Annotated in this window: 23 protein-coding genes and 1 riboswitch; of the genes, 7 read left to right on the top strand and 16 right to left on the bottom strand. The window is 46.5% G+C overall.

What is annotated here, in order from left to right; all coding sequences use genetic code 11:
• Nucleotides 1-40: 40 nt before the first annotated feature.
• The 6 genes from thiW to QMA04_RS02215 all read right to left on the bottom strand — a co-directional run bounded on the left by thiW (nucleotide 41) and on the right by QMA04_RS02215 (nucleotide 4,842).
• Nucleotides 41-526 carry an energy coupling factor transporter S component ThiW gene (thiW, locus tag QMA04_RS02240; RefSeq protein WP_290183842.1) on the bottom strand — a complete coding sequence of 162 codons (486 nt, stop codon included), beginning with the start codon at nucleotides 524-526 and terminating at the stop codon, nucleotides 41-43.
• Nucleotides 523-1,176 (bottom strand): thiamine phosphate synthase, encoded by a 654-nt coding sequence (gene thiE, locus QMA04_RS02235; protein ID WP_290183841.1) that lies wholly within the window; start codon nucleotides 1,174-1,176, stop codon nucleotides 523-525. Before thiE ends, thiW begins: the two co-directional genes overlap by 4 nt.
• Entirely contained in the window at nucleotides 1,160-2,005 is an 846-nt protein-coding gene (gene thiD / locus QMA04_RS02230) for a bifunctional hydroxymethylpyrimidine kinase/phosphomethylpyrimidine kinase (RefSeq protein ID WP_290183840.1), read from the bottom strand. Before thiD ends, thiE begins: the two co-directional genes overlap by 17 nt.
• Nucleotides 2,002-2,787 carry a hydroxyethylthiazole kinase gene (gene thiM / locus QMA04_RS02225; RefSeq protein ID WP_290183839.1) on the bottom strand — a complete coding sequence of 262 codons (786 nt, stop codon included), beginning with the start codon at nucleotides 2,785-2,787 and terminating at the stop codon, nucleotides 2,002-2,004. The genes thiD and thiM overlap by 4 nt, the downstream gene beginning before the upstream one ends.
• A gap of 1 nt (nucleotide 2,788) precedes the next feature.
• The gene (gene tenA / locus QMA04_RS02220; RefSeq protein WP_290183838.1) at nucleotides 2,789-3,472 is read right to left on the bottom strand and encodes a thiaminase II; all 684 of its coding nucleotides are present in this window, start codon (nucleotides 3,470-3,472) and stop codon (nucleotides 2,789-2,791) included.
• 120 nt (nucleotides 3,473-3,592) lie between these two features.
• Nucleotides 3,593-3,696: riboswitch (TPP riboswitch) on the bottom strand.
• Nucleotides 3,697-3,717: 21 nt separating this feature from the next.
• The gene (locus tag QMA04_RS02215) at nucleotides 3,718-4,842 is read right to left on the bottom strand and encodes an ABC transporter ATP-binding protein (RefSeq protein ID WP_191714866.1); all 1,125 of its coding nucleotides are present in this window, start codon (nucleotides 4,840-4,842) and stop codon (nucleotides 3,718-3,720) included.
• 259 nt (nucleotides 4,843-5,101) lie between these two features.
• Between QMA04_RS02215 and QMA04_RS02210 the strand changes: the two genes are divergently transcribed.
• Genes QMA04_RS02210 through QMA04_RS02200 form a run of 3 tightly spaced genes read left to right on the top strand, consistent with a single transcriptional unit; the run spans nucleotide 5,102 to nucleotide 8,273 of the window.
• On the top strand, nucleotides 5,102-6,421 hold the full coding sequence (locus tag QMA04_RS02210; protein ID WP_290183837.1) for an ABC transporter substrate-binding protein: 1,320 nt from the start codon (nucleotides 5,102-5,104) through the stop codon (nucleotides 6,419-6,421).
• Between the two features lie 13 nt (nucleotides 6,422-6,434).
• Nucleotides 6,435-7,346: a carbohydrate ABC transporter permease gene (locus QMA04_RS02205; RefSeq protein ID WP_290183836.1), complete on the top strand. Its 912-nt coding sequence runs from the start codon at nucleotides 6,435-6,437 to the stop codon at nucleotides 7,344-7,346.
• The gene (locus QMA04_RS02200) at nucleotides 7,347-8,273 is read left to right on the top strand and encodes a carbohydrate ABC transporter permease (RefSeq protein WP_356780852.1); all 927 of its coding nucleotides are present in this window, start codon (nucleotides 7,347-7,349) and stop codon (nucleotides 8,271-8,273) included.
• Nucleotides 8,274-8,471: 198 nt separating this feature from the next.
• Here QMA04_RS02200 and rlmN read toward each other — a convergent pair whose 3' ends face one another.
• Entirely contained in the window at nucleotides 8,472-9,545 is a 1,074-nt protein-coding gene (gene rlmN / locus QMA04_RS02195) for a dual-specificity RNA methyltransferase RlmN (protein ID WP_290183835.1), read from the bottom strand.
• A 155-nt stretch (nucleotides 9,546-9,700) separates the two neighbouring features.
• Between rlmN and QMA04_RS02190 the strand changes: the two genes are divergently transcribed.
• Nucleotides 9,701-10,171, top strand: a complete 471-nt coding sequence (locus QMA04_RS02190; RefSeq protein ID WP_290183834.1) for a VOC family protein — start codon at nucleotides 9,701-9,703, stop codon at nucleotides 10,169-10,171.
• Nucleotides 10,172-10,232: 61 nt separating this feature from the next.
• Here the strand turns inward: QMA04_RS02190 and QMA04_RS02185 are convergent, their stop codons facing one another.
• The 3 genes from QMA04_RS02185 to QMA04_RS02175 form a co-directional block, all read right to left on the bottom strand.
• Entirely contained in the window at nucleotides 10,233-11,747 is a 1,515-nt protein-coding gene (locus tag QMA04_RS02185) for a succinyl-CoA:acetate CoA-transferase ScpC (protein WP_290183833.1), read from the bottom strand.
• Nucleotides 11,748-12,119: 372 nt separating this feature from the next.
• Nucleotides 12,120-12,764: a LytTR family DNA-binding domain-containing protein gene (locus tag QMA04_RS02180; RefSeq protein ID WP_191714862.1), complete on the bottom strand. Its 645-nt coding sequence runs from the start codon at nucleotides 12,762-12,764 to the stop codon at nucleotides 12,120-12,122.
• A 98-nt stretch (nucleotides 12,765-12,862) separates the two neighbouring features.
• A complete protein-coding gene (locus QMA04_RS02175) occupies nucleotides 12,863-14,365 on the bottom strand; it encodes a succinyl-CoA:acetate CoA-transferase ScpC (RefSeq protein WP_290183832.1) in 1,503 nt (500 codons plus the stop codon).
• A gap of 341 nt (nucleotides 14,366-14,706) precedes the next feature.
• On the opposite strand from QMA04_RS02175, the gene QMA04_RS02170 reads away from it, so the two are divergent.
• Together QMA04_RS02170 and QMA04_RS02165 are read left to right on the top strand one after the other, a co-directional pair.
• The gene (locus QMA04_RS02170; RefSeq protein ID WP_191714860.1) at nucleotides 14,707-15,906 is read left to right on the top strand and encodes an MFS transporter; all 1,200 of its coding nucleotides are present in this window, start codon (nucleotides 14,707-14,709) and stop codon (nucleotides 15,904-15,906) included.
• 140 nt (nucleotides 15,907-16,046) lie between these two features.
• Nucleotides 16,047-16,934, top strand: coding sequence for a MerR family transcriptional regulator (locus tag QMA04_RS02165; protein ID WP_290183831.1), 888 nt, complete (start codon nucleotides 16,047-16,049; stop codon nucleotides 16,932-16,934).
• Between the two features lie 62 nt (nucleotides 16,935-16,996).
• Here the strand turns inward: QMA04_RS02165 and QMA04_RS02160 are convergent, their stop codons facing one another.
• Together QMA04_RS02160 and QMA04_RS02155 are read right to left on the bottom strand one after the other, a co-directional pair.
• The gene (locus tag QMA04_RS02160; protein WP_142826756.1) at nucleotides 16,997-17,182 is read right to left on the bottom strand and encodes a hypothetical protein; all 186 of its coding nucleotides are present in this window, start codon (nucleotides 17,180-17,182) and stop codon (nucleotides 16,997-16,999) included.
• A gap of 95 nt (nucleotides 17,183-17,277) precedes the next feature.
• Nucleotides 17,278-18,576, bottom strand: a complete 1,299-nt coding sequence (locus QMA04_RS02155; protein ID WP_290183830.1) for an NCS2 family permease — start codon at nucleotides 18,574-18,576, stop codon at nucleotides 17,278-17,280.
• Nucleotides 18,577-19,035: 459 nt separating this feature from the next.
• Here QMA04_RS02155 and QMA04_RS02150 point away from each other — a divergent pair, with 459 nt between their 5' ends.
• Complete coding sequence (locus tag QMA04_RS02150; RefSeq protein ID WP_290184027.1) at nucleotides 19,036-19,941, top strand: nuclease-related domain-containing protein; 906 nt, start codon at nucleotides 19,036-19,038, stop codon at nucleotides 19,939-19,941.
• Nucleotides 19,942-20,255: 314 nt separating this feature from the next.
• Here the strand turns inward: QMA04_RS02150 and QMA04_RS02145 are convergent, their stop codons facing one another.
• The 4 genes from QMA04_RS02145 to QMA04_RS02130 all read right to left on the bottom strand — a co-directional run bounded on the left by QMA04_RS02145 (nucleotide 20,256) and on the right by QMA04_RS02130 (nucleotide 26,574).
• Nucleotides 20,256-21,467, bottom strand: coding sequence for a NupC/NupG family nucleoside CNT transporter (locus QMA04_RS02145; protein WP_191714857.1), 1,212 nt, complete (start codon nucleotides 21,465-21,467; stop codon nucleotides 20,256-20,258).
• A 165-nt stretch (nucleotides 21,468-21,632) separates the two neighbouring features.
• Nucleotides 21,633-23,060, bottom strand: coding sequence for a DHA2 family efflux MFS transporter permease subunit (locus QMA04_RS02140; RefSeq protein ID WP_290183829.1), 1,428 nt, complete (start codon nucleotides 23,058-23,060; stop codon nucleotides 21,633-21,635).
• Between the two features lie 98 nt (nucleotides 23,061-23,158).
• On the bottom strand, nucleotides 23,159-26,206 hold the full coding sequence (locus tag QMA04_RS02135; protein ID WP_290183828.1) for an efflux RND transporter permease subunit: 3,048 nt from the start codon (nucleotides 26,204-26,206) through the stop codon (nucleotides 23,159-23,161).
• Nucleotides 26,203-26,574: a hypothetical protein gene (locus QMA04_RS02130; RefSeq protein ID WP_290183827.1), complete on the bottom strand. Its 372-nt coding sequence runs from the start codon at nucleotides 26,572-26,574 to the stop codon at nucleotides 26,203-26,205. Before QMA04_RS02130 ends, QMA04_RS02135 begins: the two co-directional genes overlap by 4 nt.
• Nucleotides 26,575-26,658 lie beyond the last annotated feature (84 nt).

Raw genomic sequence — 26,658 nt, 5'->3', positions numbered from 1 at the left:
TTGAGAATTTATAAACACCTGCAAGAAAATTCCGAGATTTTCACCATGCTTTTAAAGGATCAGCTTTCGCAAGGCGCATTGCCAATATGCCTCCTAAAATGGCACCGGTCAAACTGGAAATGAAAAAGGGCGGCACAAAAAACAAAGCGCCAAATTCAGTACCCAGCAAAATCCGCGCATAGGGCACCGCAACCAAAGATGCGATGATTCCAGTACCCACTACTTCCCCTAAGCCTGCTAACCAGATTTTCCCGAACTTCGCATACATCATCCCCGCCAACAACGCTCCAATCATCCCGCCTGGAAAAGCCAGCAACGATCCGGTACCGGTCAAGATTCGGACGACACCTGTCAAAAAAGCGATCAGGATCGCTGGACCCGGACCAAAAAGAACTACAGCGATGACATTGATGGCATGCTGAATGGGATATGCACGGGCAATTCCAGCGGGAAAATAAACAAAAGCGGAACCAGCCACTCCAATAGCGACAAACATCGCCATCAGAACCAGTTTTCTAGTTTTCATTTTCGAACACCTTCTTTATTGGCAGCTTGCAAGGCAGCAACCTGCCCCGCAATATCCTTCGCTTCAGTTATTGTTGAGATGACGGCAACTCCAGAAACTCCCGCCGCCCATACAAGACCTGCATTTTCAGCAGTGATGCCTCCGATGCCCACTACCGGCAATTCAGGAAATTCTTTTTTGACTGCCAGAATCCCTTTAACACCTGCCGGCTTTTTTGCATCAGCTTTTGAAGTTGTCCCAAATACCGGGCCCATCCCGACGTAATCCGCACCATCCTCCATAGCTTTTCTCGCTTCTTCTAAAGAATGGACAGAGACGCCCAAGACTTTCTCCTTGCCGATTAGTTTGCGTGCCTGGGAGGCGCTTAGATCATCCTGCCCGATGTGTACACCGTCTGCTCCAATTTGGCAGGCCAGCTCGACTGAATCATTAATAATGAAGGGAACCTTGTAAGCGTTGCATAATAGTTGGCAATGCAAAGCAAACGCCAGCAATTCAGTGCCCGATAATGCACCCTCACCTTTTTCGCGCAGCTGAAAATGTGTGATTCCACCTTCCAACGCCGCTTTCAATACCTCAAAAGGATTGCGGTCTCCTGAATTCCTGGATCCCATAATAAAATAAATGGAGGGCTTATCGGAAAACTTCAATGTTCGCAGCCTCCTTGCTTTCGGCTAACACCGTTTTATACGCAGCATGGTTAGTCGGCCCATGGCCTGAGCCGATATTCAAGGGCTCGCTGAGTGCAGCGTGAATAAATTGCTTGGCTGTATGGATTGCATCCTGCAATTCTTGCCCTCTAGCCAGCTGCGCGGTCACTGCCGCCGCAAATGTACAGCCGGTGCCATGTGTCTGTCCAGTCGCAATCCGCGCTGAGCGGTACAGCAGCGATTCCCCATTTGCCTGCAGCAAGTAATCTTCAGCATACTGCGGATCTGTTCCGTGTCCGCCTTTAATGACAACTGACTTGGCTCCCATTGCCAGAATCTCTTCAGCAGCCAGGCGGCGGCTCGAGACATCTGTAATGGGGATGCCTGTCAGCACTTCTGCTTCCGGGATGTTTGGCGTGACCAGTAAAGCCACAGGCAGCAAATGGCGGTTTAATGCTTCCACTGCTTCCTGCTGCAGTAAATTGGCTCCTCCTTTGGCGATCATCACCGGGTCCACAACCACATTCCTCCAGTTGAATCGCTGGATCGCGGCAGCAGTTTCTTTGATGATTTCCGGATTGAACAACATGCCGGTTTTTAAAGCGGTTATTTTAAAATCGCTGCCGACAGCTTCTAATTGCGTTTGCACGGCTTGGGCAGACATGGGATAAATGGCGGTGACTCCTGTCGTATTTTGGGCAGTCACGGCGGTGACCACAGACGTTCCGTAAACTCCCAGTTCCTGAAACGTTTTCAAATCTGCCTGGATGCCCGCACCTCCTCCGGAATCCGATCCGGCAATTGTTAAAGTCTGCGGAATTCTGCTCATCGTAATCCCTCCTGTAAATAGATCTGTTCTTCCACACCGCTATCCGTCAGGCTGGCCAAACGATTAATGAAAGCCGCTTGAAAATCTCCCGGAAGACTCGTTGATTTCGCAGCCAGCTGACCGGCGATTGCATAAAAACGCAATGCGTTGCTGACAGTCTTTACAGGGTCTTCTGGCCGGACTGCCATCGCAGCAGCCACAATGCTGCTAAGCAAACAACCCGTACCGGTAATCGAAGCCATGATCGGATCTCCAAAAGGAATTTCAATCACTTGTTTTCCATCAGTGACAATATCCGTTTTTCCAGTGACCGCTACCACAAAGTTAAATCTTTTTGCAGTGGTGACGGCAAGCTCCCGGACTTCCAGGAGCCCTTCTCCTGCATCCACACCTTTCGACTGCCATTGTTTCCCGGCTACCGCTGCGAGCTCTCCTGCATTGCACCGAAGGACGCTAACGTCAACCAGGTCCAAAATTTTTTTTACAGCCTTCTTCCGGAAATTGCTTGCTCCTGCCCCGACAGGATCCAGTACGACAGGAATACCCAGCCGGTTGGCCGCCTCTCCGGCTGTCAGCATGCTTTTCAGCGATTCTGCATGCAAGGTTCCGATATTCAATGACAAGGCCTGCGCCAAACGGGCAAGTTCAGCTGCTTCTTCAGGCGCTTCTCCCATGATCGGAGAAGCGCCGATCGCCAATAGGCCATTGGCTTGAAAATTCGAAACTACATGATTGGTGATGCAATGGATCAGCGGATTTTCACGTTTTATTTGGCTGAACATGTTACACACCTACTTCTTTAATAGTCTCTAATGCCCAGGATTCTTTTTTCCATGCCTGTTCCCAGAAATTCCATTCATAGTAGCTGCTTTTCCGGAAATGATTTTTCAGTTCCTGCCTCCGTATTTCCGGCAGTCCTTCCGCCAGCTTGTCCATGCGCGAAATCTGTTCGTTGACAAGTGAAGCAAACTCATCGGAACCGTATGTTTCAATCCACCGATTATAAATAGGGTGGTCCGGTTTGGCATGTTTCAAACGTTCACCGATTTCAAAGTAAAGCCAGTAGCAAGGCAAAATAGAGGCCAACACATCGGCCAGATCGCCTTCTGACGAACGATACATATGCGAAACATAGGCATATGCAGTTGGAGACGGTTCAAAAGCAGCCCACTCTTCTTTAGTGACTTCCAAAATTTCCATGAACGATTCATGCAATGCCAGCTCAGCACTGCAAGTATGTGCAGAATGGAATGCAAAACGTTGTGTCGTTTCCAGATCCTTGGCCTTTGATGCACCAAGCGCCTGCACTTTCGCAAAGTGCGATAAATAATAGGCATCCTGCATAACATAGAAACGGAATCTGTCGATCGGCAAGGTTCCATCTGCTATGCCTTTCACAAACGGATGATCGAAACTTGCCTGCCACAGGCTGTCGCATTCTTTTCTTACTTCTTTGCAAAATGTCATTTCTCCATCTCCCTTTTTCTATATCCAGTTGCAAGTGGCTAAGCACTGCAACTTTTTTCACAAAATAAAAACGCCGCTTCCCGGCAAAGGGAAGCGGCGTTTGCGATTGTAAAAGAAAATAGCAGACGGTCGCCACTTCCCTCCGCTGGTATGATCCAGATCAGGTTCGAAGGGTCCAGGCTTATGCCTGTCTCAGCCGATATCCGGCTCCCCTAGTGGTGTTTTTATTTGTGTTTTCGAAATCACTATAGCATAGATTCAGAAAATTCTACAGCTTTTATCCGATTTCCCGTTTCATCATCAAAGAAGTGGACGTGAGCCATATCGAATGCAAGCGTTGCCGTATGGCCCGGCTCGATAGTCGTGGTAGCTTCTACGCGAGCAATGAATTCCTGTTCGGCATAAACCGCATGAAGAATCGTTTCTGCTCCTGTCAGTTCAGAAACCGTGATGACTGCTTCAAACTCACTGGTTGGAATATTCGACAGATCTTCATTGTTCACATGAATATGTTCCGGCCGGATTCCCAGCGTAACTGATTTTCCTTCATAGCCTTCATTTTTCAGCATTTCCATCATCTGTGGTGGGATGTCCAGCATTTTGTCCCCCATCACGTAACGTCCCTTATCAATTCTTCCTTCAAAAAAATTCATGGCAGGAGAACCGATAAAACTGCCCACAAACCGGTTTTCAGGAAAATTGTAGACTTCTTTTGGAGAGCCGACCTGCTGAATCAGCCCATCCTTCATAATCACGATTCGAGAAGCCATCGTCATGGCCTCTGTCTGGTCATGGGTTACATATATAGTTGTGGTTTTCAACCGTCTGTGCAACTTAACGATTTCGGCACGCATCTGAACGCGCAGTTTGGCATCTAAGTTGGATAAAGGTTCATCCATCAGGAAGACCTTGGCGTCACGGACAATCGCACGCCCAAGAGCTACACGCTGCCGCTGTCCGCCTGACAATGCTTTCGGTTTTCTGTCTAAATAATCTTCCAATCCCAGAATAGCGGCGGCTTCATTGACACGCCGCTTGATTTCCGCTTTCTTGAACTTTCGCAGCTGCAATCCAAAAGCTATATTTTCATACACGGTCATATGCGGATAAAGGGCATAATTCTGGAAAACCATCGCAATGTCACGTTCTTTCGGCTGGACTTCATTCATGAGTTTGCCGTCTATAAAAAACTCACCTTCTGTTATTTCTTCCAGGCCTGCAATCATCCGGAGAGTCGTGGATTTCCCGCATCCTGACGGGCCGACAAAGACGATAAACTCTTCATCCTGGATATTCAGGTTAAAATCTGATACAGCAAGAGCACCATTATCGTATCTTTTCCCGAGCTTTTCGATTTTGATCTCTGCCATTCCGCATTCCCTTTTTGAATGTTTTTCTTAAGTATAGTTAATTGTCCGTCAATTACAAATTTTTATTATCATGTAAACGCACTCACATTGCGAGTTCTTGCTGCAAAAGCTTGTTTAGAGGGATTTTTAATCCTTTAGAAAGGGGAACGAATCTAAAAGAGCTATTGGGGCATTCCATTTAAATCTTCGGAAGTCGAAGTTAATGCATTCTATAGATACCCCAGCTTGTGCCCATCAAAACAGAAAAGGAGAGGAAGAAATGAAGAAAAAACGCTTGTTTTTAATTGGTTTAATGGGATCGGCTTTGACATTAAGCGGGTGTGCAGGCTTTCAGACCAGCAATAATGATGACAATGCGGTCAACGAAGATGGAAAAACCGTCATCGACTTTTGGACATTCTGGGGTTCTGAAATTCGCCGTCCGGTAATCGAGCAGATTATTGCCGATTTCAATGAATCGCAGGATGAGATTGAAGTAAAGCACACGTATCTTCCTTTTGGAGATATTTGGACAAAAGAGCTAGCTGCCATAGCTGCTGGGGATCCGCCTGATGTGGTAATAAACGATATCAACTCAACAGCACTTCGTGGCCAGGAAAACCAGGCAATGAATCTTTCAGAGTTTCTTGAAGAAGACGATATCTCAGACCGTTTCTATCCGGAACTGTGGAACGCTACACTTCACGAAGGAGATTCTTACGGCATCCCTTTCAATACCGACACGCGTGTCCTTTTCTATAACAAGGATGCTTTTGAAGAAGTCGGTCTAGATCCGGAGAAGCCGCCCACTACTTGGGCTGAACTCGAAGAATATGCAGAAAAGCTCGATGTTAAAAACGGCAATGATTACGAACGGATCGGTTTTTATCCGAGATGGGGCATCGATTTCGACGTTTGGATGCTGAATTCCGATGGCCAAAATTATTTTGATGAAGACAACAATGTTCAGATTGATACACCAGCCAATCTGGAAACCCTCGAATGGCTGAAAACCTGGCAGACAAGATACGGGGATAATGTCATCAACGCCTATAAAGCGCAGATCGACAGCCAACAAGGAAATCCGTTCTTCAATGGCAGTTTGGCGATGTATGCCATCACTCCTACTTTCTATACACAAATCCGTGATTACGCGGAAGACCTGAATTTCGGAGTAGCGCCTCTCCCTGAATTTGAAACCGGCAGCGGGCATACCAGCTGGGGCGGCGGTTTTGTAGCTGAAATTCCGGAAGGCGCAGCAAATCCAGAAGCTTCTTTTGAATTCATTAAATACCTGACAGATGTAGACGCACAGGAATATTGGGCTGTCCAGAATTTCGATAATGTGGCCAATATTGAAGCAGCGGAAAAAGCTGCAGAAACCGATGAATTTACAGATGACGGTTCAATGGTCTATCAAATGGCTGTCGACAATATGGAATATACGCTCTTGACTCCGGTTCCTGTTGTGGCACCTGATTTCACAAGTTACATTAATCCAAATATCGAGGAGTTTTTCCTGGGCTCGATGACAGCCAAAGAAGCATTGGCCAAATCACAGGCCGAGGTGGAAAGTCTGGTAGAAAAGAATAGTCAGTAAGGGGGGGAATCCTTTGGGGAAAAAAAGATTGACGATGCGCCGTAAGGAAAGCATTTACGGTTACCTGTTCGTTTTGCCATGGATTATCGGTTTTCTGGCCTTTACTGCCGGGCCACTGGTATTTTCATTCATGGCAAGTTTCACGAATTACAACATCACCTCCCGAATGGACTTTATCGGTGTTGAGAATTATCAGGGACTTTTTACAGCAGACAATCTTTTCTGGACTTCTTTATGGAACACCTTGTATTTTGTAGCTTTTTCGGTTCCTTTAACCACCATCGGCGCAATTTTGCTGTCCGCTTTGTTAAATCAGGACATTCCTGGCATTCGTTTTTTCCGTACGCTGTATTATTTGCCGGCTGTACTTTCTGGCGTAGGCGTCTATTTGCTATGGATGCAATTACTGGACCCTGGAACCGGCATGGTAAATCTGATTCTGGGCTGGTTTAATATCGATGGGCCGAATTGGCTTTTTGATCCGGACTGGACAAAACCGTCACTCATCTTAATGAAGATGTGGAGTGTTGGCGGCTCGATGCTGCTCTACTTGGCCAGTATGCAAGGGGTTTCCAAGTCCTTATATGAGGCAGCGGAAATTGATGGAGCGAATACCTGGAAACAATTCCGGCATATCACCCTTCCGATGATCACACCTGTCATTTTTTTCGATGTGGTTACGAGCCTGATCGGCGGCTTCCAGATTTTCCAGGAAGCATACGTCATGTCCAGCAACGGCGAAGGCGGACCTGCCAACTCGCTGTTGTTCTACAATCTTTATATGTGGCGCCAGGCATTCGAAAACTTTAACATGGGTTATGCCATGGCGATGTCCTGGATTTTATTCGTCATCGTATTCGTACTGACCTTGATCAACTTAAAACTTGCTCCGCGCTGGGTGCATTATGAAGGGGAGGAAAAATAAATGGCTAAAACCACGGATGACGCGTCTTATGTCGAAGAAGCAGAAAGCCTGAAAACCCTCTCCGGCAGAAATGAAAACCCTGGGTACTTTGAACATCGCGGAAATCGAAAAAATATGCTGAAACTCATCAATTTCGTTTTGTTGGCAGCAGGAAGCCTGCTGATTTTATCCCCTCTTTGGTGGATGATCTCGACTTCTCTTAAAACCATGGCCGAAGTCATGTCCTTTCCGCCGACATTCTTTCCGGAGTCCTGGAATTGGGCAAACTATATCCGCACATGGGAAGCCGCGCCATTTACGCAGTACACGATCAATACATTGACCATTACGACATTGGTCGTCATCGGCAATGTGCTGTCCAATTCGTTTATCGCTTATGGATTCGCAAAGATCCCTTTCCGCGGAAAAAATGTGCTGTTCGCCATTGTCCTGGCCACTATGATGATTCCAGGATTTGTCACCTTGATACCGCAGTATGTCCTGTTCGCAAAATTAAATTGGGTTAATACCTATTTTCCATTGGTCGTACCCGCATTTTTCGGAAGTGCATTCAACATCTTCCTGTTGCGGCAGTTTTACATGACCATTCCAAACGAGCTGGTCGAAGCTGCCAAAATGGAAGGCGCCAATCATTTTTATATCTGGTGGAAAATTGGATTGCCTTTGACCAAACCAGCGATTGCAACAGTAGCGATATTCTCCTTCAACGGGGCATGGAACGACTTTCTGGGACCGCTCTTGTATCTGAACGATGAAAACCTCTACACCCTGCAAATCGGGCTGCAGGTTTTCAAAGGCCAGATGAACACACAATGGAATTATTTGATGGCAGGATCCTTGCTTGTCCTCTTGCCGGTAATTTTGCTGTTCTTCTTTTTCCAAAAATACTTTATACAAGGTATCAACCTGCAATCTGGCGGGAAATAAGAAAAGCGCAAGCTGCCGTTCAGTCTCGACAAGCGCTGGAAGCTTTACCGGTAATGGCGCTCTTTGCCATTCCTGGTAAAGCTGAAGCGACTCGAGAGGCTGGCTGCTGAAGCTAGACATCAATAAAAGCGCAAGCTGCCAATTATAGACATAAAAAAGCGTTCCTGAAATTAATCAGGAACGCTTTTCATTATCGCCTTATGCAGTTACTTCTTTTTTCTCTTTTTTGATTTGCTTGCTTCGCAATTGCCCACAAGCTGCATCGATGTCGGCGCCTTGCTCATGGCGTACGCCGCAATTGATGCCTTTTTTCTTCAATGCATCATAGAAAGCAGAAATGGCTTCCGGTGTGCTCTGCTGATATTGGTCATGCTCATCAACTGAGTTATACGGAATCAAGTTGACGTATGATAGATGGCGTTTGTCTTCCAGCAGTTTCGCCAGTTGGTTCGCCTCTTCCACATGGTCATTGACATCACGCAGTAAAATATACTCGAACGTGATGCGGCGGTTGGATTTCTCCAAGTAGTAATCGATTGCCGCCATCAATTTCTCGATCGGGTACGCTTTGTTGATCTTCATGATGCGTGTACGCAATTCGTTGGTTGGCGCATGGATAGAGATCGCCAGGTTGACCTGCAAACCTTCGTCTGCATAATCGTAGATTTTTGGTACGATACCGCTTGTTGATACGGTAATATGGCGAGCACCGATAGCCAAGCCTTTTTGCGAGTTGACGATGTTCAGGAAGCCCATCAAGTTCGTGTAGTTATCGAATGGTTCTCCGATACCCATTACCACAATATGACTGACGCGCTCATCTTTTTGCTGTGCATCAAAATGCGCTTGTACTTGCATGATCTGCTCTACGATTTCGCCCGCGTTTAAGTCGCGGCTCTTTTTCAAAAGTCCGCTGGCACAGAAACTGCAGCCGATGTTACAGCCGACCTGCGTCGTTACGCAAACGGAATTTCCGTATTTGAAGCGCATCAATACCGTTTCAATCAAGTTGCCGTCCTGCATCTGGAAAAGAAACTTGATTGTACCATCCGCAGATTCCTGTTTGACTGTCTCTTTCAATGTACGGATTGTAAAATTATCTTCAAGCAATTGAATACAATCCTTCGAAAGGTTGTTCATTTCGGCGAATTCAGTGACACGTTTAATATACAACCAGTCCCATACCTGTTCAGCACGGTATTTTTTCTGGCCGTTTTCTAAAAACCATTCTTTTAACTGTTCTATCGTTAATCCATAGATGGAATTTTTCATTTCAGACCCTCATTTCAAATTTCACAATTGCTTATTATAATACTAAAAATAACGCTTGACAACAACTATTTTTATTTAGACAGAAAACTCTGTTTTAAATAACTGCTTACTTTTCCTTTTCTCTGGGTACAGAAAGATAGAAAGGAGTGGGGTTCATGAGTGCGATTACCCATGTAGGGCTTGCTGTTCCAGATTTGGATCAGGCCATCGACTGGTACAGAAAAGTATTTGATTTTTATATACTGGCAGGTCCCTTCAACTTTAATGCGGCAGATGAAGGTCCGGATGCGATGACATTGGATTTGCAGGGGGAGGAATTGAAGAAAATGCGAAATGTCCACTTGATGTCTTCTGGTGGCGTTGGCATTGAGCTGTTTGAATTTCAGGATCCTACATACTACAACGAATCTTATTCACCTCATGCCGGATTTTTTCACATTTGCCTGGTAGTCGATGATCTGGTTGGGACCATTGAAAAAGCTGTCCAGTACGGCGGCAAGCAACGCAGCAAAATATGGAATATCAATAAAGGCAAATCTCATTACCTGGTTTACGCTGAAGATCCTTTTGGCCATATCATTGAATTATACACGCGCAGTACTTCTGAAATTTATGGAAACCAATAATAAAAACCAGGCGCTTTTAAGCGTCCTGGTTTTTTGATTGATTTGGCAGCTTTCGCTTTTCTTACACCAATTGCTCTTTTTTCTGAAGCATTGTGCCGTTTTTCGCCAAGTCAGCGTGCCATGAGAAAGCTTTTTCCAACACATGCGGTGTTTGTCCGCCACGTGTTAATGCTTCGTCATAGTACTCGCGAAGTTGAGCGCGGTATGATGGATGTACACAATTTGCCAGGATGACTTCCACACGTTCACGTGGTGCCAAGCCGCGAAGATCTGCATAGCCCTGCTCTGTTACGACTACATCTACGTCATGTTCTGTGTGGTCTACGTGAGAAACAAACGGTACTACGCTTGAGATATTTCCGTCTTTAGCAACTGATTTGGTTACAAAAATCGCCAGACGTGCATTCCGTGCGAAATCACCTGAACCGCCGATGCCGTTCATCATTTTCGTACCGGATACATGTGTCGAGTTGACGTTTCCGTACATATCAAACTCCAAAGCCGTGTTGATTGAAATCAAGCCGAGTCGGCGAATCAATTCAGGGTGGTTTGAGATCTCTTGAGGACGCATCACAATTTTGTCGCGGTAGTTTTCAAAATCAGCAAAAACCTGGTTCATTTTCGGTTCCGACAAAGTCATGGAACAGCAAGAAGCAAAGCTGACTTTCCCTGCATCGATCAAATCGAAGACTGCGTCCTGAAGGACTTCCGAGTATACTTCCAAGTCTTCAAATTCAGAATCAATCATGCCGTGCAAAACAGCATTCGCTACAGATCCAACTCCGGATTGCAGAGGAGCTAATTTCTCTGTTAAACGGCCTGCACGGATTTCTGAGCGCAGGAATTCAAGCAAATGATCGGCCATGATTTTCGTTTCTTCGTCTGGAGGCAAGATGTTTGATGGTGAATCCAACTGGTCAGTGAAAACAATGCCTCTCACTTTTTCCAAATCAATCGGAATTCCGATAGTGCCGATGCGCTGATCCGCCTCTGTCAATGGAATCGGCGAGCGTTCGCCTTGTTTGCCAGTATCGTAAATGTCATGAAGGCCTTCAAATCGTTCAGGCTGTGCCATGTTGATTTCAACGATGATGTTTTTAGCATGCTTTGCAAAGATTGCGTTGTTTCCTACAGAAGTCGTCGGGATGATCATGCCGTCTGCTGTAATGGACAATGCTTCGATGATTGCAAAATCGATTGCCTCTGTAACGCCCGTACGGATCCATTCCGCTGTATGGGAAAGATGGTGATCCACGAATAGCATTTCGCCTTCGTTTATTTTTTTGCGCATTGCAGGCTCTGCCTGGAATGGCAAACGCTTGTTGACAATTCCTGCTTCTGCAAAGATATGGTCAGTGTCTGAACCTAAAGAAGCACCTGTAAAGACATTTACTTTAAAACTTTCAGTTTCTGAACGCTTAACCAATGCCTGGGGAATCGCTTTAACGTCTCCTGCGCGCGTGAATCCACTAAGTCCAAGAGTCATGCCATCCTGGATCCATGAAGCTGCCTCATCTGCTGTAACTACTCGATCCTGTAATTGTTCCGCTTTAATGCGTGAAAGTTTCTTTTCCATGCTAATCACTCTCTTTCAATTTTTAGTTTTTAATAATATTTAATTGATAAAGCGTTTTCATGAGCGGTCGCTCAGTTAAAAATCGCGATTCTTGCAAAAAGGGTATAGTTTTTCATTATCTATTAACAACTTAATTATTAGATAATTTTAACTTGTTTTGACAGGTTATTGAGCTTTGAAGATTGGAAAAGAGTTTAATGACGCGAAGCAGAGAAAGGAATGTCTGAAGCAGCATTTTATTAAAAGGTTCAAATCGGACCTTTAAAAAACGATATTTTCTTAATTATCCGTAATTTAAACATTGGTGTTCTCAAGTCTTTTACTGCACGCATAAAAAAAAGCGCCGCTAAGGGACGCCATTGCTTTTATTCATTAAAATCCAAGAAGCTTCCGGAAATAGCTGGAGTAGGATTGGCTGACGGGAATCCGCTCTCCATTATTCATCGCAAGTACGAATGTCGAATGGGTATCCGGATAAATTTCTTCTATATGATGGACATTGACGATAAATGACCGGTGGCATCGAATAAATGATTCGCGGGGCAGCAAAAATTCAAATTCCTGAAGAGAATTTTTATTGGTTCCTGAATAACCTTCAGCATGGACATGGGTTTTGCGGTCTTTCACTTCCAGGTATTTGACTTCTGTAAAAGGAATCGGCTTCCAGCCATCTGGACTTTTCACGGTAACCACTGATTTCCCCTCGGTAAATGCTGGGTAAATCGCCATGACGCATCCCTGCAGGACATCTTCATGCTCAAATGGCACTGCCATGCCGTGGTACGGGACGCCGAAAAGCTCACGGTTGATAAATTCCGAGGTTTTTTGGTTTGCCTGCAATGCTTTATGGGCAATCGTCCCTGGCTTTACAGGATCGCCTGGTTTTATTTTCAAATCGACCCGTTTGCTCGGCCTGTAATAAATGTATTCCTTTGTGTTTGTGACGGCTATTGAAATTTCATCAGAGAACAATTCCCCAATGACATCCAACAGCGCATCCAACTTAATGCTTTCCATAGTAACCCTCCTGTTTCAACTCAATATTTTGATTATACATCAAAAGTCTATCCAATATTTTAAAAACCAGTCCTGCAGGAGGACTGGTTTCGTATTATTTATTCCGATAAATGCATTGTGCCGTTGGCGGCTAAGTGATTATGCCAGGAAAAAGCTTTTTCCAATACATGAGGCGTCTGCCCACCGCGAAGAAGTGCTTCTTCGTAATATGAACGCATCTGCTCCCGATACGTTGGATGGACGCAGCGCTCAATAATCAAAGGAACCCGCTCACGCGGAGCTAGCCCACGCAAATCGGCGTACCCTTGTTCAGTCACAACGATATCGACGTCATGCTCCGTGTGGTCCACATGCGATACGAAAGGCACAACACTCGAGATGCTGCCGCCTTTGGCAGTCGACTTAGTGACAAAGATCGATAAGCGGGCATTGCGGGCAAAATCGCCCGAACCGCCGATGCCGTTCATCATTTTCGTACCGGATACGTGTGTTGAGTTAACATTGCCGTAAATATCGAATTCCAGTGCCGTGTTGATGGAAATCAACCCAAGCCTGCGAATGAGGCCTGGGTGATTGGTAATTTCCTGCGGCCTCAAAATAAGCTTGTCACGGTATGTGCCGAAATCCCCAAACACCTTCTTCATCTTTTCTTCGGACAACGTGATGGACGATGCAGAAGCAAACTTCACTTTCCCAGCATCGATCAAATCGAACACTGCATCCTGGAGCACTTCCGAATAGACTTCCAGGTTATCAAATTCGGAATCTATGAGGCCGTGAAGAACCGCGTTCGCTACTGAACCAATTCCCGATTGCAAAGGTGCAAGCCGGTTGCTCAACCGCCCCGAAGCCACTTCCTTCCGGAGAAAATCCAAAAGATGCTCGGCCATCACTTTAGATTCAGCATCCGGCTGCAGAATGGTCGAAGGCGAATCTTCCTGCGCCGTAAAGACGATGCCGCGGACCTTTTCAGGGTCGACTGGAATTCCGATTGTGCCAATTCGGTCATCGACTTTTGTCAACGGAATCGGCGATCGCTGCCCTTGCATGCCCGGCTCATAAATATCATGTATTCCTTCAAATAATTGTGGTTGTGAAAGGTTGATTTCAATTATGACGTTTTTGGCGTGCTCGACAAAAACTGATGAGTTTCCGACCGATGTCGTGGGAATGATCATACCGTCTTCTGTTATAGACAAAGCTTCAATTACTGCAAAATCAATCGGTCCAATGACGCCGGCACGGATCCATTCGGCAGTCTGGGACAAATGGTGATCGACAAACAGCATTTCACCTTCATTGATTTTTTTCCGCATGGCCGGTTCAGCCTGAAACGGTGCCCGCTTATTGACGATGCCTGCTTCCGCCAATAATTTATCGACACCCGAACCAAGTGAAGCTCCGCTGAGGACATCTACTTTAAACTGCTCCGTTTCTGCGCGGCGGACTAATGCATACGGTATGGCCTTGGCGTCGCCTGCTCGTGTAAATCCGCTCAGTCCAAGCGTCATCCCGTCCTTTATCCAAGATGCCGCCTCTTCAGCTGTGACCATGCGATTCTGTAATTCGATCGCTTTGATGCGTTGAAGTTTTTCATCCATAGCTATCACCTTCAGCAGTCTCAAATTTTGATCAATCTTTTAGTATCCCTTATTCCCTATTATCTGAAAATAAACCAATCCCCTGCTTTCACTTTCTTCAATAACTATTCTTCAGAAGATACAGCCATCATACATCGGGATAGAAAACGCTCTATTTAATGACAATGAATCATGCTGTTGAAGCTGAAGCTCCAGTCTAGAGATTCTGTTTACTTACAAGGTTATAAAGCGGTAAAAAATTCAAGTCTGTTCCTTTGACAAGAAGTGGAAGCTCAAATAATATAAAAAAGCTGAAGAAAAAAACTTCGTAACAATATATAGAAGAAAAGAGGGTACTTGTCATGTCTCCAGACCAAAAAAAGAAAATTTTTATCTTGATGATCAATATGTTCATCGCCATCGCGAGCTTTGGGATTGTCATTCCAATCCTGCCTTCTTATCTGGAATCGATTAATCAAGGCGGCATGGCTGCAGGCTTGATGATCGCCATTTTTGCGGCTGCCCAATTCGTCTTCTCGCCAATTGCCGGAAAATGGGCCGACCAATACGGACGCCGGAAAATGATCATTTACGGGCTTCTTGGTTTAACCATCTCCATGTTCGTTTTTTATGCTTCTGATGCCATTTGGGTATTGTATTTGTCACGCGTCATCGGCGGCGTGGGAGCAGCTATGCTGATTCCTGCAATTTTTGCTTATATCGCTGATATTACGACTTTTGACCAGCGTGCTAAAGGCACAAGCCTCGTTTCTGCTGCAATGTCACTGGGAATTGTGGTAGGTCCCGGAATCGGTGGCTTCCTTGCGGATTATGGCCTGAAATTGCCTTTCCTTGTTTCAGCATTGGTCTCTTTAGGCGCGGTTCTCTTTTCTGTCATCTGGCTGAAAGAACAGGATGCGACAGACGCTAATCCTGTACTGGCCGCTACTTTAACGGATGAAGAATCCATGTTCACAAAAATCGGCCGCTCTACCAAGATGCCGTACTTTATCCCATTGATCATTACGCTCGTCATGAGCTTTGGCTTGCTGGCTTACGAGTCAGTAGTTGGCCTGTACTTGGATAACCAATTCAATTCAACTGCTAAAGACATCGCCTTTATGATTACTGCAACGGGAGTCGTCAGCGTTATTGTGCAATTGTTTATCGTTGACCGCATTGTCCGCCGTTACGGTGAAGTGGCCATTCTGGTTTCTTTTCTCGGTGTCGCAGCCTTCGGTTTCCTGATGTCCTTGTTTGCGGGAAGTTACGTTATGTTCTTCGCCGTTTCATTGATCATCTTTATGGCTACTTCCATCTTGCGTCCTGTCCTCAACACCTTGATTTCGAAAATGGCTGACGGTGAAGTCGGCTTTGCCATGGGCATGAACAATGCGTATATGAGCATCGGGAATGTGATCGGGCCGTTGCTGGCCGGCGTCCTTTATGACATCAACATCATCTATCCTTTCATTCTAGGATTAATTATGCTGATCATCACCATGTTCATCACTGTGGCGTGGCAACGTTCACGTGCCGTTAAAGCTTCTGAAGCTCTTTAATGAATAATGCTGCGGGTTCTCTTAGGAGAGCCCGTTTTTTCTTTTTGTAGGATAACGGCTAGAACTTTACGCATCTGTTTATACGTTGTATAATATTTGTACAACGCCAACTACAAAATCTATAGAATGAAGGTAATGCTATGTATAACATTAAAGCAGCTGCCAAAATCTTAGATATGCCGAAAGTGACGATTCGTTCCTGGGAAACGCGCTACGAAGCGATCACTCCTGCACGAACAGAATCCGGTCATCGCTTGTACTCGGATCAAAATCTGGAAGATTTGAAATGGCTCAAAATACAAGTGCAGGAAAACGGCATGAAAATCAGCGAAGCCGTCAAACAGCTTCATGCTTCACGCAAAAAATTCATCGTCCCCAATAAAGAACTTCCGAAACGGGAAGCTTTGGAATACGACGAACAAATAGAACAACTTTTCCAGGCTGCGGCCGAGATGGATACCGAACGCTTCAATTATTTATTGGATTTGCATTTTTCCTTATTCCATCACCAAACAGTCTTTTTTTATATTATTGCCCCGTTGATGGTGCGCATCGGAGAGGCTTGGGAAGATGGTGTCATCAGCGTCGCCCACGAGCACATGATCACCCATATTGTCCAACAGCGTTTTAACCAGTTTTTCCGGATTTTCCCGATTTCACCGAATTTGCCGAAGGTGATGGCACTCAGCCCAAGCGGCGAGCAGCATCAGCTCGGACTGTTGTTATTCACGTTATTCCTGCGGGAAAATGGCTATCCTGTCATCTATATCGGACCGGATACACCGCTTGACGGTTTGGAAGAAATGGTCGCTAAACAAAACTTTAAAATGGTTTGTATGTCCATCGCTTCGCCTAAGTTGTTGAAAACAGCCAATGAATACATTGATGCGTTGGCCATCGCCAAACCTGAACTCCATTTCATTCTTGGAGGGCAAGGGGTCGATTGCGAACAAGTTGAAGGCAACCGCTGGTATTTGGGCAGCGATTTGAAAGTATGGCAGCAATGGCTGGATGAACAAAATTTTTAAGGCAGTCAAAAACGCCCTCAATTATTGAATTGAGGGCGTTTTTGTATAGTTTTTTTATAACTTTATTCCCAGTCCAGGTCCTGATAATCCTTCTGGTAAGGTCCGTTGTCCGTCACTTCTGAATGGTAAAGAGCCTTTAACGCAAAGCCTTTTTCCAATTCCATTTCCTTCATCAACACTTTCAACCGCTTTTTTAATTCCGGATGATCGCTGACCAACTGCTCCATTTTGGATTTGGTGTATTTCATTTTATCCGCTCCTTTTGGATCTTCTTCTCTTTATTGTACACCGCCGCAAGAAAAAACGCACTTGCCTCTGCAAGTGCGTTACTTGTTTAATAGCCTCAGCTTACATAATGAAACACGAAATTCGCCAGGAATAAGCCGGCAATGACAAACAGGGTCGGTGAAACTTCACGCCATCTGCCGGTTGCAATTTTCAAAATCGGATACAAGATGAATCCGAAAGCGATGCCGTCTGCAATGCTGTACGTAAACGGAATCAATGCCACAATCAGCAACGCCGGGAAACTCTCGGTCATATCCGCCAGATCCAGGTTCTTGATGTTTTGCAGCATCAGTCCGCCAATAATGATCAGAATCGGTGCAATGGCGCTGTCCGGGATCAATTTAATGACCGGAATGAAGAACGACGCGACCAGAAACAACAAACCGGCTGTAATCGTCGTCAAGCCTGTCCGGCCACCTGCAGTCATACCGGCTGCACTTTCAACCGTTGCCACGGTCGGGCTTGTGCCAAAAATACCGGAAGTCATTGCAGACACCGAAGTCGCTTGAAATGCACGGCCGAATTTCTCCGGACGCTCGATGAATGCCACTTGCCCATGGACAAGCCCGATGTTTTCAAACACCAGCACCATCGTCAGCGAGAACACCGCCACCCAAAACGTCATCGACAGGATATTGCCGAAAGACAATGCACCAAACACCTCGAAAGCTTCTGCTGCAGTGATTGAGGACTCGTTCAGGCCGCTGAAGTCGATGAGGCCGAAAAACGATGCAATCGCCGTCCCTGCCACAATTGTAATCAGGAAATTTCCCGGTACATTGCGGATGAACAGCACAATCGCAATGAGGAACGTCAGCACTGTCGCCAGCACCTGTGCTTCTGCAAGCGAACCGAGTGCCAGAATTGAACTCGTCCCGCGCTCGACAATGCCGCCTTTTTCAAGGCCGATCAGCATAAGGAATAAACCCAATCCGACCGTAATCGCTTCTTTCAGCGAATGAGGTACTGCTGCACTCAACAGCTTAGCAAACCGCGTAAACGCCACTGCTACAAAAATAATACCCGACACAAAAACGACGGCCAGCGCTTCCTGCCACGACAAGCCCATCGACTGAACCATCGTATAGGAGAACAACGCGTTGATTCCCATACCAGGCACCAGCAAAATCGGCGCGTTGCCCCAGAAGCCCATGATTAAACAGCCGAAGACCGAAGCCGCAATCGTTGCGACAATCGCCGCTTCAATCGGCATGCCCGCTTCAGACAAGATCAGCGAATTGACGGCAATAATGTACACTACCGTGAAAAAGCCGACCAGTCCTGCCGTCATTTCCCGTTTAACTGTTGTCCCACTTTCCTGTAGACCGAAATATCGGTCCATCCAATTAAACATAGTTCTAACCTTCTATTAAATTAGCCCTCTCCCTACCCGCTCTGCCTATCGAAATAGGTAAGCCAAGATAGGAGTGTAATCCAAAAAGATAGCGCTGTCAAGGGGATGTGCTTGATGAAGATCGGCTGTAGGCTAGAGCTGTTGTGCCATGGCTTCGAGCATGAACGTGCGTATTTTAGAGTGAGCGTGCGTAAGATAGCCTGACTGGGCATATTTCTGTTTGGACGTGCGTAAATTTCTTTAAGCGTGCGTATTATTCACTGAACGTGCACAAGATGAAGAACTGCTTGCCTTAATCGCTTTTCGCCTGCGAAAAGCCGGTATTCTGGTTTTTTCACCGGATTTGAGAATAAGATAGCGAGACAATACCCAGGAATGCTATACTTTTTTTAATTCAGAAAAGGAGGAGTTACTATAAGAAAACAAATTGATTTATTGCCACGGGAACAAGCATTGGAAATGTTGCTCGCGAGACTCAAAGACCAACACCCACAGCGACCGTTTCTTGAACGGGAACTCCACTGGACCACTGCCGGAATAAGAGGAGAAAGCCGCCTGCAGAAAAAGTTTTGCGAGTTCTATACGGATGAAGAATTCCAGATTCTTTGGGACGTCAGCCTGAAAATCGGTACCTGGTCCGTTCAGATGGATGGCCTGCTGCTCACTGAGCGCTGCGCAATAATCATCGAGTCCAAAAACATCAATGGCCAGCTCTATTTTGATGAAAAGACGGGCGAATTTTTCCGCATTAATCCGGCTGGAGAAAAAACCGTCATGGAAGACCCTCGAGTTCAGTTGAATAAGCATATCCGTTTTCTGAAACAGTTCTTCCAGATGAAAAAAATCAATCTGCCGGTATCCGGTCTGATTGTCTTTACCGCCAAAGATTGCGAATTCGCGTCCAAGCCGCATCGCGCCTCTATCTGCAAAACCTATCAAATGATCGAATATCTCCTGAAGATACTGCAGGCTTTCCCCCACGAAGCCGAAAATATTAAATTATCTAAGATCAAAAAAATGCTTTTGGCTAATCAAACCCCTTATAAATCATCCCCTTTATGCACCTACTATTTTATTGACCCAAAAGATTTGCAGCCTGGCGTTTATTGCCGACAATGCAAGTCCCTAACGATGCAGCGGGATAAGCGCAGCTGGATCTGCAGCAGATGCAGTTTGCGCGATCCCTCCGCCCACTATTTGGCGATCCAGGAATACTTCACTTTCGTGGAGCTAGAAATCACCAATCGAAAGTTTCGGGATTTTTGTGGATTCGGGTCTCGGGCAGTAGCCACAAGATTGCTGGGCCAGCTCAATCTAGAAAGAATTGGAGAATCAAAAGCCTGCTCGTACCATTTGCGGGAATAATGCGATAGAGCCTTTCACTGATGTGAGAGGCTCTTTTAGCTTTTTTGTTTTGATGATTCGATGCGTGCGTATTTTTCATTGAACGTGCGTAACCTTTTCCTGAGCGTGCGTAAATTTCTCCAAACGTGCATAACCACCGCCGATGCGTGCGTATTTTTGATTAAGCGTGCATAAAGATGGATGCGCCTTGTTTCAAAGCTTCTTCAGCCAGTCCCACCATTAAAACACCCAAAATGCCCGCTTTCCGCAAGCGAAAAGCACGAAAACCACATAAAAAGGACCTGCAATAGCTGCAGGCCCTTATAGTTTGAAGTTTAGACGAACATCCCGGCAATAGCTGCGCTCAATAATGATGCAAGCATACCTGCCGCAACGGCGCGAATGCCGAGGCGGGCGATATCCGGACGGCGGCTTGGCGCCATTGCACCAAGTCCGCCAAGAAGAATTGCGAGTGAACTCAAGTTAGCGAATCCACAAAGCGCAAAGCTGACAACGATAACCGTTTTTGGTGACAAGTCAGCAATTTCAGGAGCAAACGCCGTGTACGCAACGAATTCGTTGAGCACCAATTTTTGTCCGATGAAGCTACCAGCTTGGACAGCTTCTGCCCAAGGTACACCGATGGCCCAGGCAAGCGGCGCGAAGATGACACCCAAAATAGCTTGGATAGTCAAGCCTTCAAAGCCGAAGATCCCACTGATTCCGCCGAGTACTCCATTCAATAAAGCGATTAATGCGATGAATGCAAGAAGCATGGCACCAACATTCAACGCCAATTGAAGTCCGTCAGATGCACCACGTGCTGCAGCATCCACCACGTTGACCGAAGTCTGGTCTTTTTCCATAACGAAGTCTTTTTCTTCGACTTCCTCTGTTTCCGGCATCATCATTTTAGCCATGATCAAACCGGCTGGTGCAGCCATGAAGCTTGCTGCCAATAAATATTCAAGCGGTACGCCGAGTAGCGCATAACCCGCTAAGGTTGAACCGGCAACAGATGCCAGTCCACCGGTCATCACTGCGAACAACTCAGATTTAGTCATTCCCGCGATGAACGGACGTACAACAAGCGGCGCTTCCGTCTGGCCGACGAAAATGTTGGCCGCAGCTGAAATCGATTCCGCTTTACTCGTTCCAAGAAGCTTCGATAACGCGCCTCCCAGAAGTTTGATGATGATTTGCATAATACCAAGGTAATAAAGGACTGAAATTAAAGAAGAGAAGAAAATAATGATCGTCAATACTTGGAAAGCAAAAACGAAACCAAATCCTTCGGTGTCAGCTGCTGGGCCGAACACGAAGGCGATCCCTTCACCTGCATAGTTGATGACGTTCTGGACTAGATTCGAAAGACCCAATAACATTTTTCTTCCGAAATCCCATTCCAGCACCATAAATGCAAATGTGATTTGGATGGCTAATCCGCCGAGAATTGTCCGTGGCTTGATAGACTTCTTGCCGCTTGATAATAGGAAGGCGATTCCGAGAACAATGAATACGCCAAAGATGCCCCACAATAAATTCACAACTTCACCTCATCGGTATATTTTTTATCAGAAAATTAAGCAAATTATTTGTTTAACTCCACTGTCGTCAGACATCTTACCAAATCTAAAGAGAGAAGTAAATGGCTATCGTGTGACAAAATGATAACGCATTCATAGGCGGCTTTATCGCCATGCGCCTCCCCATCATTCCTGCAGTTTTTCTTCTTCTGTTCCAGCCCCGGTTTTCCGTAGAAAAAACGCTAAAAACACACCAATAGCACTTAAAATACCAACAACGATAAACGAAATATTGACACCGCGTATCAATCCTTGCACGCCATATTCTTCAGGATCCAAGGCAGTGCCGGTCATGATGGTCACTAAAAGCGCCGTCCCGATGGATCCGGACACTTGCCTCATGGTATTGCTCATGGCCGTGCCATGCGGAATCAGCCGCTCCGGCAATTGGTTTAGGCCTGCCGTCGTCACCGGCATCATCACCATGGAAACGCCGAACATGCGGATCGCGTGCATAACGGTCAAGTACAAGAAAGAAGTGGTCGCCGTCAGCACCGTGAACTGGAAAGTTGAAACAGTGACAATCGATAAGCCGACTATCGCCAACCACTTTCCACCGACTTTATCAAAGACTCTGCCGGTGATGGGATTCATCAATCCCATGATGATAGCCCCCGGCAACAGCATCAGCCCCGATTCAAGCGCTGTAAAGCCATGCATGTTCTGCATATAGATTGGCAGGATCGTGGCGCTTCCGATCATCGAAATAAAAACGATGACACTTAAAATAGTGGATAATGTGAAAATGCTGTAGGAAAATACCCGGAATTCCAGAATTGGCTGATCCAGCCGGAACTGGCGGCGGATAAAGAACAGCAGCGAAAAGAGACCCACCACAATGGAAACGCCTACTGCCGGACTCCCCCATCCAAGCGACCCCGCACTGGAGAAACCGTAAAGAATTCCGCCGAATCCCATCGTCGACAGGCCAATCGACAGGAGATCCAGCGTCGGATAGGTTTGCTTGGTGACATTTTTCAGGAAAAAATACGCCAGCAGCAAATCCAGCAGCGCAATCGGAATGACGATGTAAAACAAGGCGCGCCATGGGTATTGGCCCACAATCCATCCTGACAGCGTCGGTCCGATCGCCGGGGCAAAAGAGATGATCAAACCGAATAAGCCCATCGCCTGCCCTCGCTTTTCCACAGGAAAAACAATGAACAGGACGGTTTGCGTCAACGGCATCATAATGCCTGCGCCTGCAGCCTGGACAATCCGCCCGACCATTAGAACTGCAAAGCCAGGTGCAAACGCGCAAATAATCGTACCTGCCGCAAATAGGCCCATCGCGACAAAAAACAGATTGCGTGTGGAGAATTTTCCGATTAGAAAAGCGGTAATTGGGATCATGACGCCGTTGACCAGCATAAAAACAGTGGTCAGCCACTGCGCCGTGTTGGCGGAAATGCTCAAATCGTCCATGATATGCGGCAAAGCGGTCGCCAGCAAAGTTTGATTCAGTATGGCCACAAAGACACCAGCCATCAGCACTGCCAGGAAAGGCCCTTTTGCCATACCTGCTCCGGTTTTCTTTTCTTGGATTTCGGCCATCTCCCGCTCCCCCTTTACTCCTTTGCTTACCCGCTCGCTTTTCAATTATTCCCGAATAAAAATAAAACTGCGCAGCCCGAGGGCCACGCAGTCCTTAATTATTCGGTTACACCATTTCTTCTGCGGTTCACGCGATAGAACACCAAGTAAAGCGATGGAATCATCACTAAAGTGAACAAGCTTGAGAATGCCAATCCGGCAATAATCGTGACGGCCAACGGTTCAAATAGAGGATCTCCCGACAACGCGACCGGCACGAGTGCAATAATCGACGTAATCGATGTCAGAAGAATCGGCTTGATGCGGGCATATCCTGATTCGATAATGGCTTCTTTGATGTCGAAGTCGCCCGACAAGCGGCGCGCTTCTACAAAGTCGATCAGAACAACCGCGTTACGCACAACAATCCCCGTCAGGGAAACGATTCCCATAACTCCCAGGAAGCTGAGCGGCGTTTGTGTCAGGAACAAGCCCAGGATCGCACCCGAAATCCCTAGATACACCGCGATCAAAACAAGGAATGGCAAACTGAACGATTTGAACTGGAACGCAATGACCAGGTAAACCAGCAGGAGCACAACCAGGAACAACACGCCGATTTCAGCAAAGAAAGCTTCCTGATCCGAGTTTTCTCCGCCGGTAGACAGTTCATAACCCTCCGGCAAGGATTTACGTTCTGCATCCACGACATCCAGCATTTTGTTTTCAAAGTCGTCGACTTCGCCGAATGCACGAAGCGTAATCGAACGATCCGCCTGTTGATGCGGAATCTGTGCTAATGTTTCGGTTTCTTCAGCCGTCAACAATTGATCCATCGGAATCAATTGCGGCGGTCCCTGTTCACTAAGTGAAGGGACATCGAACTGAGACAAATCGATTGGCTCTCCATCTTCAATGCCTGACTGTTTCAGGAAAACTTCGTATGGCACTTGGCCATCATAAATCGTGTAGAGCGGTACACCCTGCGTCAAAAGCTGCAGCTGATTCGTCACTGTGCTGAGAGCTATGTTGTTGGTCTGCAGCGCATCCTGGTTCGGCACGTATTCTATAGCCGGCACCGGTTCCCCAAGGTTATCGGTAACGATGTCCGCGCCGTTTTCAAGTAGCTGTCCTTCCAGCCTGTCACGAAGCGACTCTAATTCTTCAATGTCTTCACCTTTAATATCTACAGTGACAGGAGCGCCGACTGGCGGACCCTGTACAATCGTATCCAGGAAGATTTCAGCTTCCGGGAAACGTTCACGCAGCTCCGGCTGCCATTTATTGATGAAATCAGCAGCTGTCGTATTTTCCCGGTCGATGCGGAACGCCACTTGGCCTGTGTTGCTGCCTGTATTGTCCATTGAGGCCGAGAACAAGTTCGGCAAGCCTTCACCGGCAAAGACAGCTGTTTCAGCAACATGCTCATCTTCGGCAATGACCTGTTCCGTCAAATCCGCAAGGAAGGCATCGGTTTCTTCAATGGTCGTGCCTTCTGCAAGGCGGACATCCATCGTCACTTCTTCACGGTCTGCGGCCGGGAAAAATTCAAACGGCGTAAAGAGCGCAAGCGACAACAGGCCTGTTGCAACCAGCAAGCCGCCGAGGCCTACCAGAAGCGGGCGTTTTAATACGCCACGCAGAACTTTATTCGAATAAAACAACGCAATTTTCTCAAGCGGCTTTCCTAAAAATCCGGGAGTATCCGAAATTTTCTTCGCTTTTCGTTTCGTCTTCAAGTATTGCATCATCGGCACCAATGTGATTGACAGCACCGTCGAAGCGATAATTGTCGTAATCAGAATACTCGGCAACGCTTTGATGAACGCACCATTTCCACCAGATAACAGCAGCAACGGCGAAAATGTCACAACGATTGCCAAACTGGAAGAAATGATCGATGGGTATACTTCCCGCACACCTGTTACGGCTCCATCCAGTGCAGAATCACCCAGTTTATAGCGCCGCTGGATATTGTCGTTGACCACTATGCTGTCATCCACCAAAATACCGATAGCGATAATTAGGCCGATGACCGAGATCTGATTCAAATCGACGCCCATGAACGGAATTGGAATCATGCCGATCAGCACGGAAGCAAGCACTGTCAAAGCAACGGCTAATGCGCCGTACAAGGTAAGGCCTGCCGTTGTGACAATCAAAACAGCCAATACAGCAATCCCCAAAGAAACATACAAGCTGTCAAAAATCGTATTGACATTATCCGCTTGGGATTCGTATTTTTCAGCCTGAACTCCAGCTGGCAGATCTTCTGCAAAAGCTTCAATGATTTCAGATACATTTTCATCTACAGAAGGAACATCCTGCTCAGTCTGCAGGAAAACGGTGTAGGAAATGGCCTGTTCCCCTTCAAATGTAACGATATCGGTAGTTTCCTGATCTACCATTTCAATCGCCGCAACATCAGCCAAAGGGACGGCGGCGGCACCCACCTGCAGCTGCTCCAGCTTTTCGATGCCTTCGCTTCGCTGCACAGTCAAGCTGACCTGTTCGTTGCCATTGTCATGTGTACCGAGCGACAGCGGCTGGTTCGCCTGCTGAAGCGATTCGAGTACTTCAAATGGCTGAAGATTGTTGGCAGCCAGTTCTTCGCTGTTCAGTTCAACAAGAACCTGTTGCGTGTCCAGGCCTTTCACTGTGGTTCCAGCAACTCCAGAGACAGCCTCCACTCTTTCCGATAAATCGGATAAAGCATTGTCCATATCAGCCAACTCTTCTTCATCCCCGTAGAACATATACGACACCAACGGGAAAGTCAGGTCCAATTTCTCAACCGATGTCTCCTGAGCGGTATCAGGGAATCCCGCTGTTGCATTGCTCGCCTGCTGCTGAATGCTGTTAATCAGCTCATCGGGATTCTCACCATCCTCCAATTCCAAAGTGATGATAGAAGCGGAATTCGAAGAAACAGACTGCATCGATGTAATGCCGTCCACTTTTTGGATTTCACGCTCCAATGGATTGGTTATCGATGTTTCCACTTCCTCCGGTCCTGCACCCGGCAGAATCGTCGAGACCAAAACCAGGCTAGGGGGTGTTTCTGGAATTTCACGTTGCGGCAAAGTCAGAAACGTGTATGCCCCTATAATAGAGAAAATCAAAATCAGAAAAATAAAAAGTTTGCTGCGTTCTAAAATATAATTCATGGGCGAGGCTCCTCTGCGTTTTGTATAACTATTGTATAACTATGTATTTGAAAAGACCAGTAAAAAGCATAGAAAAACCGGATGAGTTTCCATCCGGTTCTACAAGCTTTGTATTTTTGCTGTTTCATCAAAAAAGCGGCAATCAACAAGACCAGCGGCAGCAAAATACATAAACGGAACCAGATTCCTTCTCCACCCATAAAGATGAGCAACATGGGTGGAAGCAAAGCAATTCCGCTCCACGCGATGGCTTTCCAAGACCTTTTCCAGAGACCGATAATCACCAGCACAATCGACGCAATGACCAGAGACCACAATACAATCCCAACCAAAAAGAAGCCCACCACAACACGCCTCCCTGTCGTCATCAATCTCTCACTTTATCTATACCCCATTTTGCAGAATAAACATCTACTTTTCATAAAAAAAGACAGCCATATAGGCTGCCTTAA

Origin of the sequence: Planococcus sp. APC 3900, assembly GCF_030407735.1 — a bacterium.
Classification (GTDB): domain Bacteria; phylum Bacillota; class Bacilli; order Bacillales_A; family Planococcaceae; genus Planococcus; species Planococcus notacanthi.
Note: the sequence above shows the minus strand (reverse complement) of the source record. Positions and strands in the feature narration are given on the sequence as shown.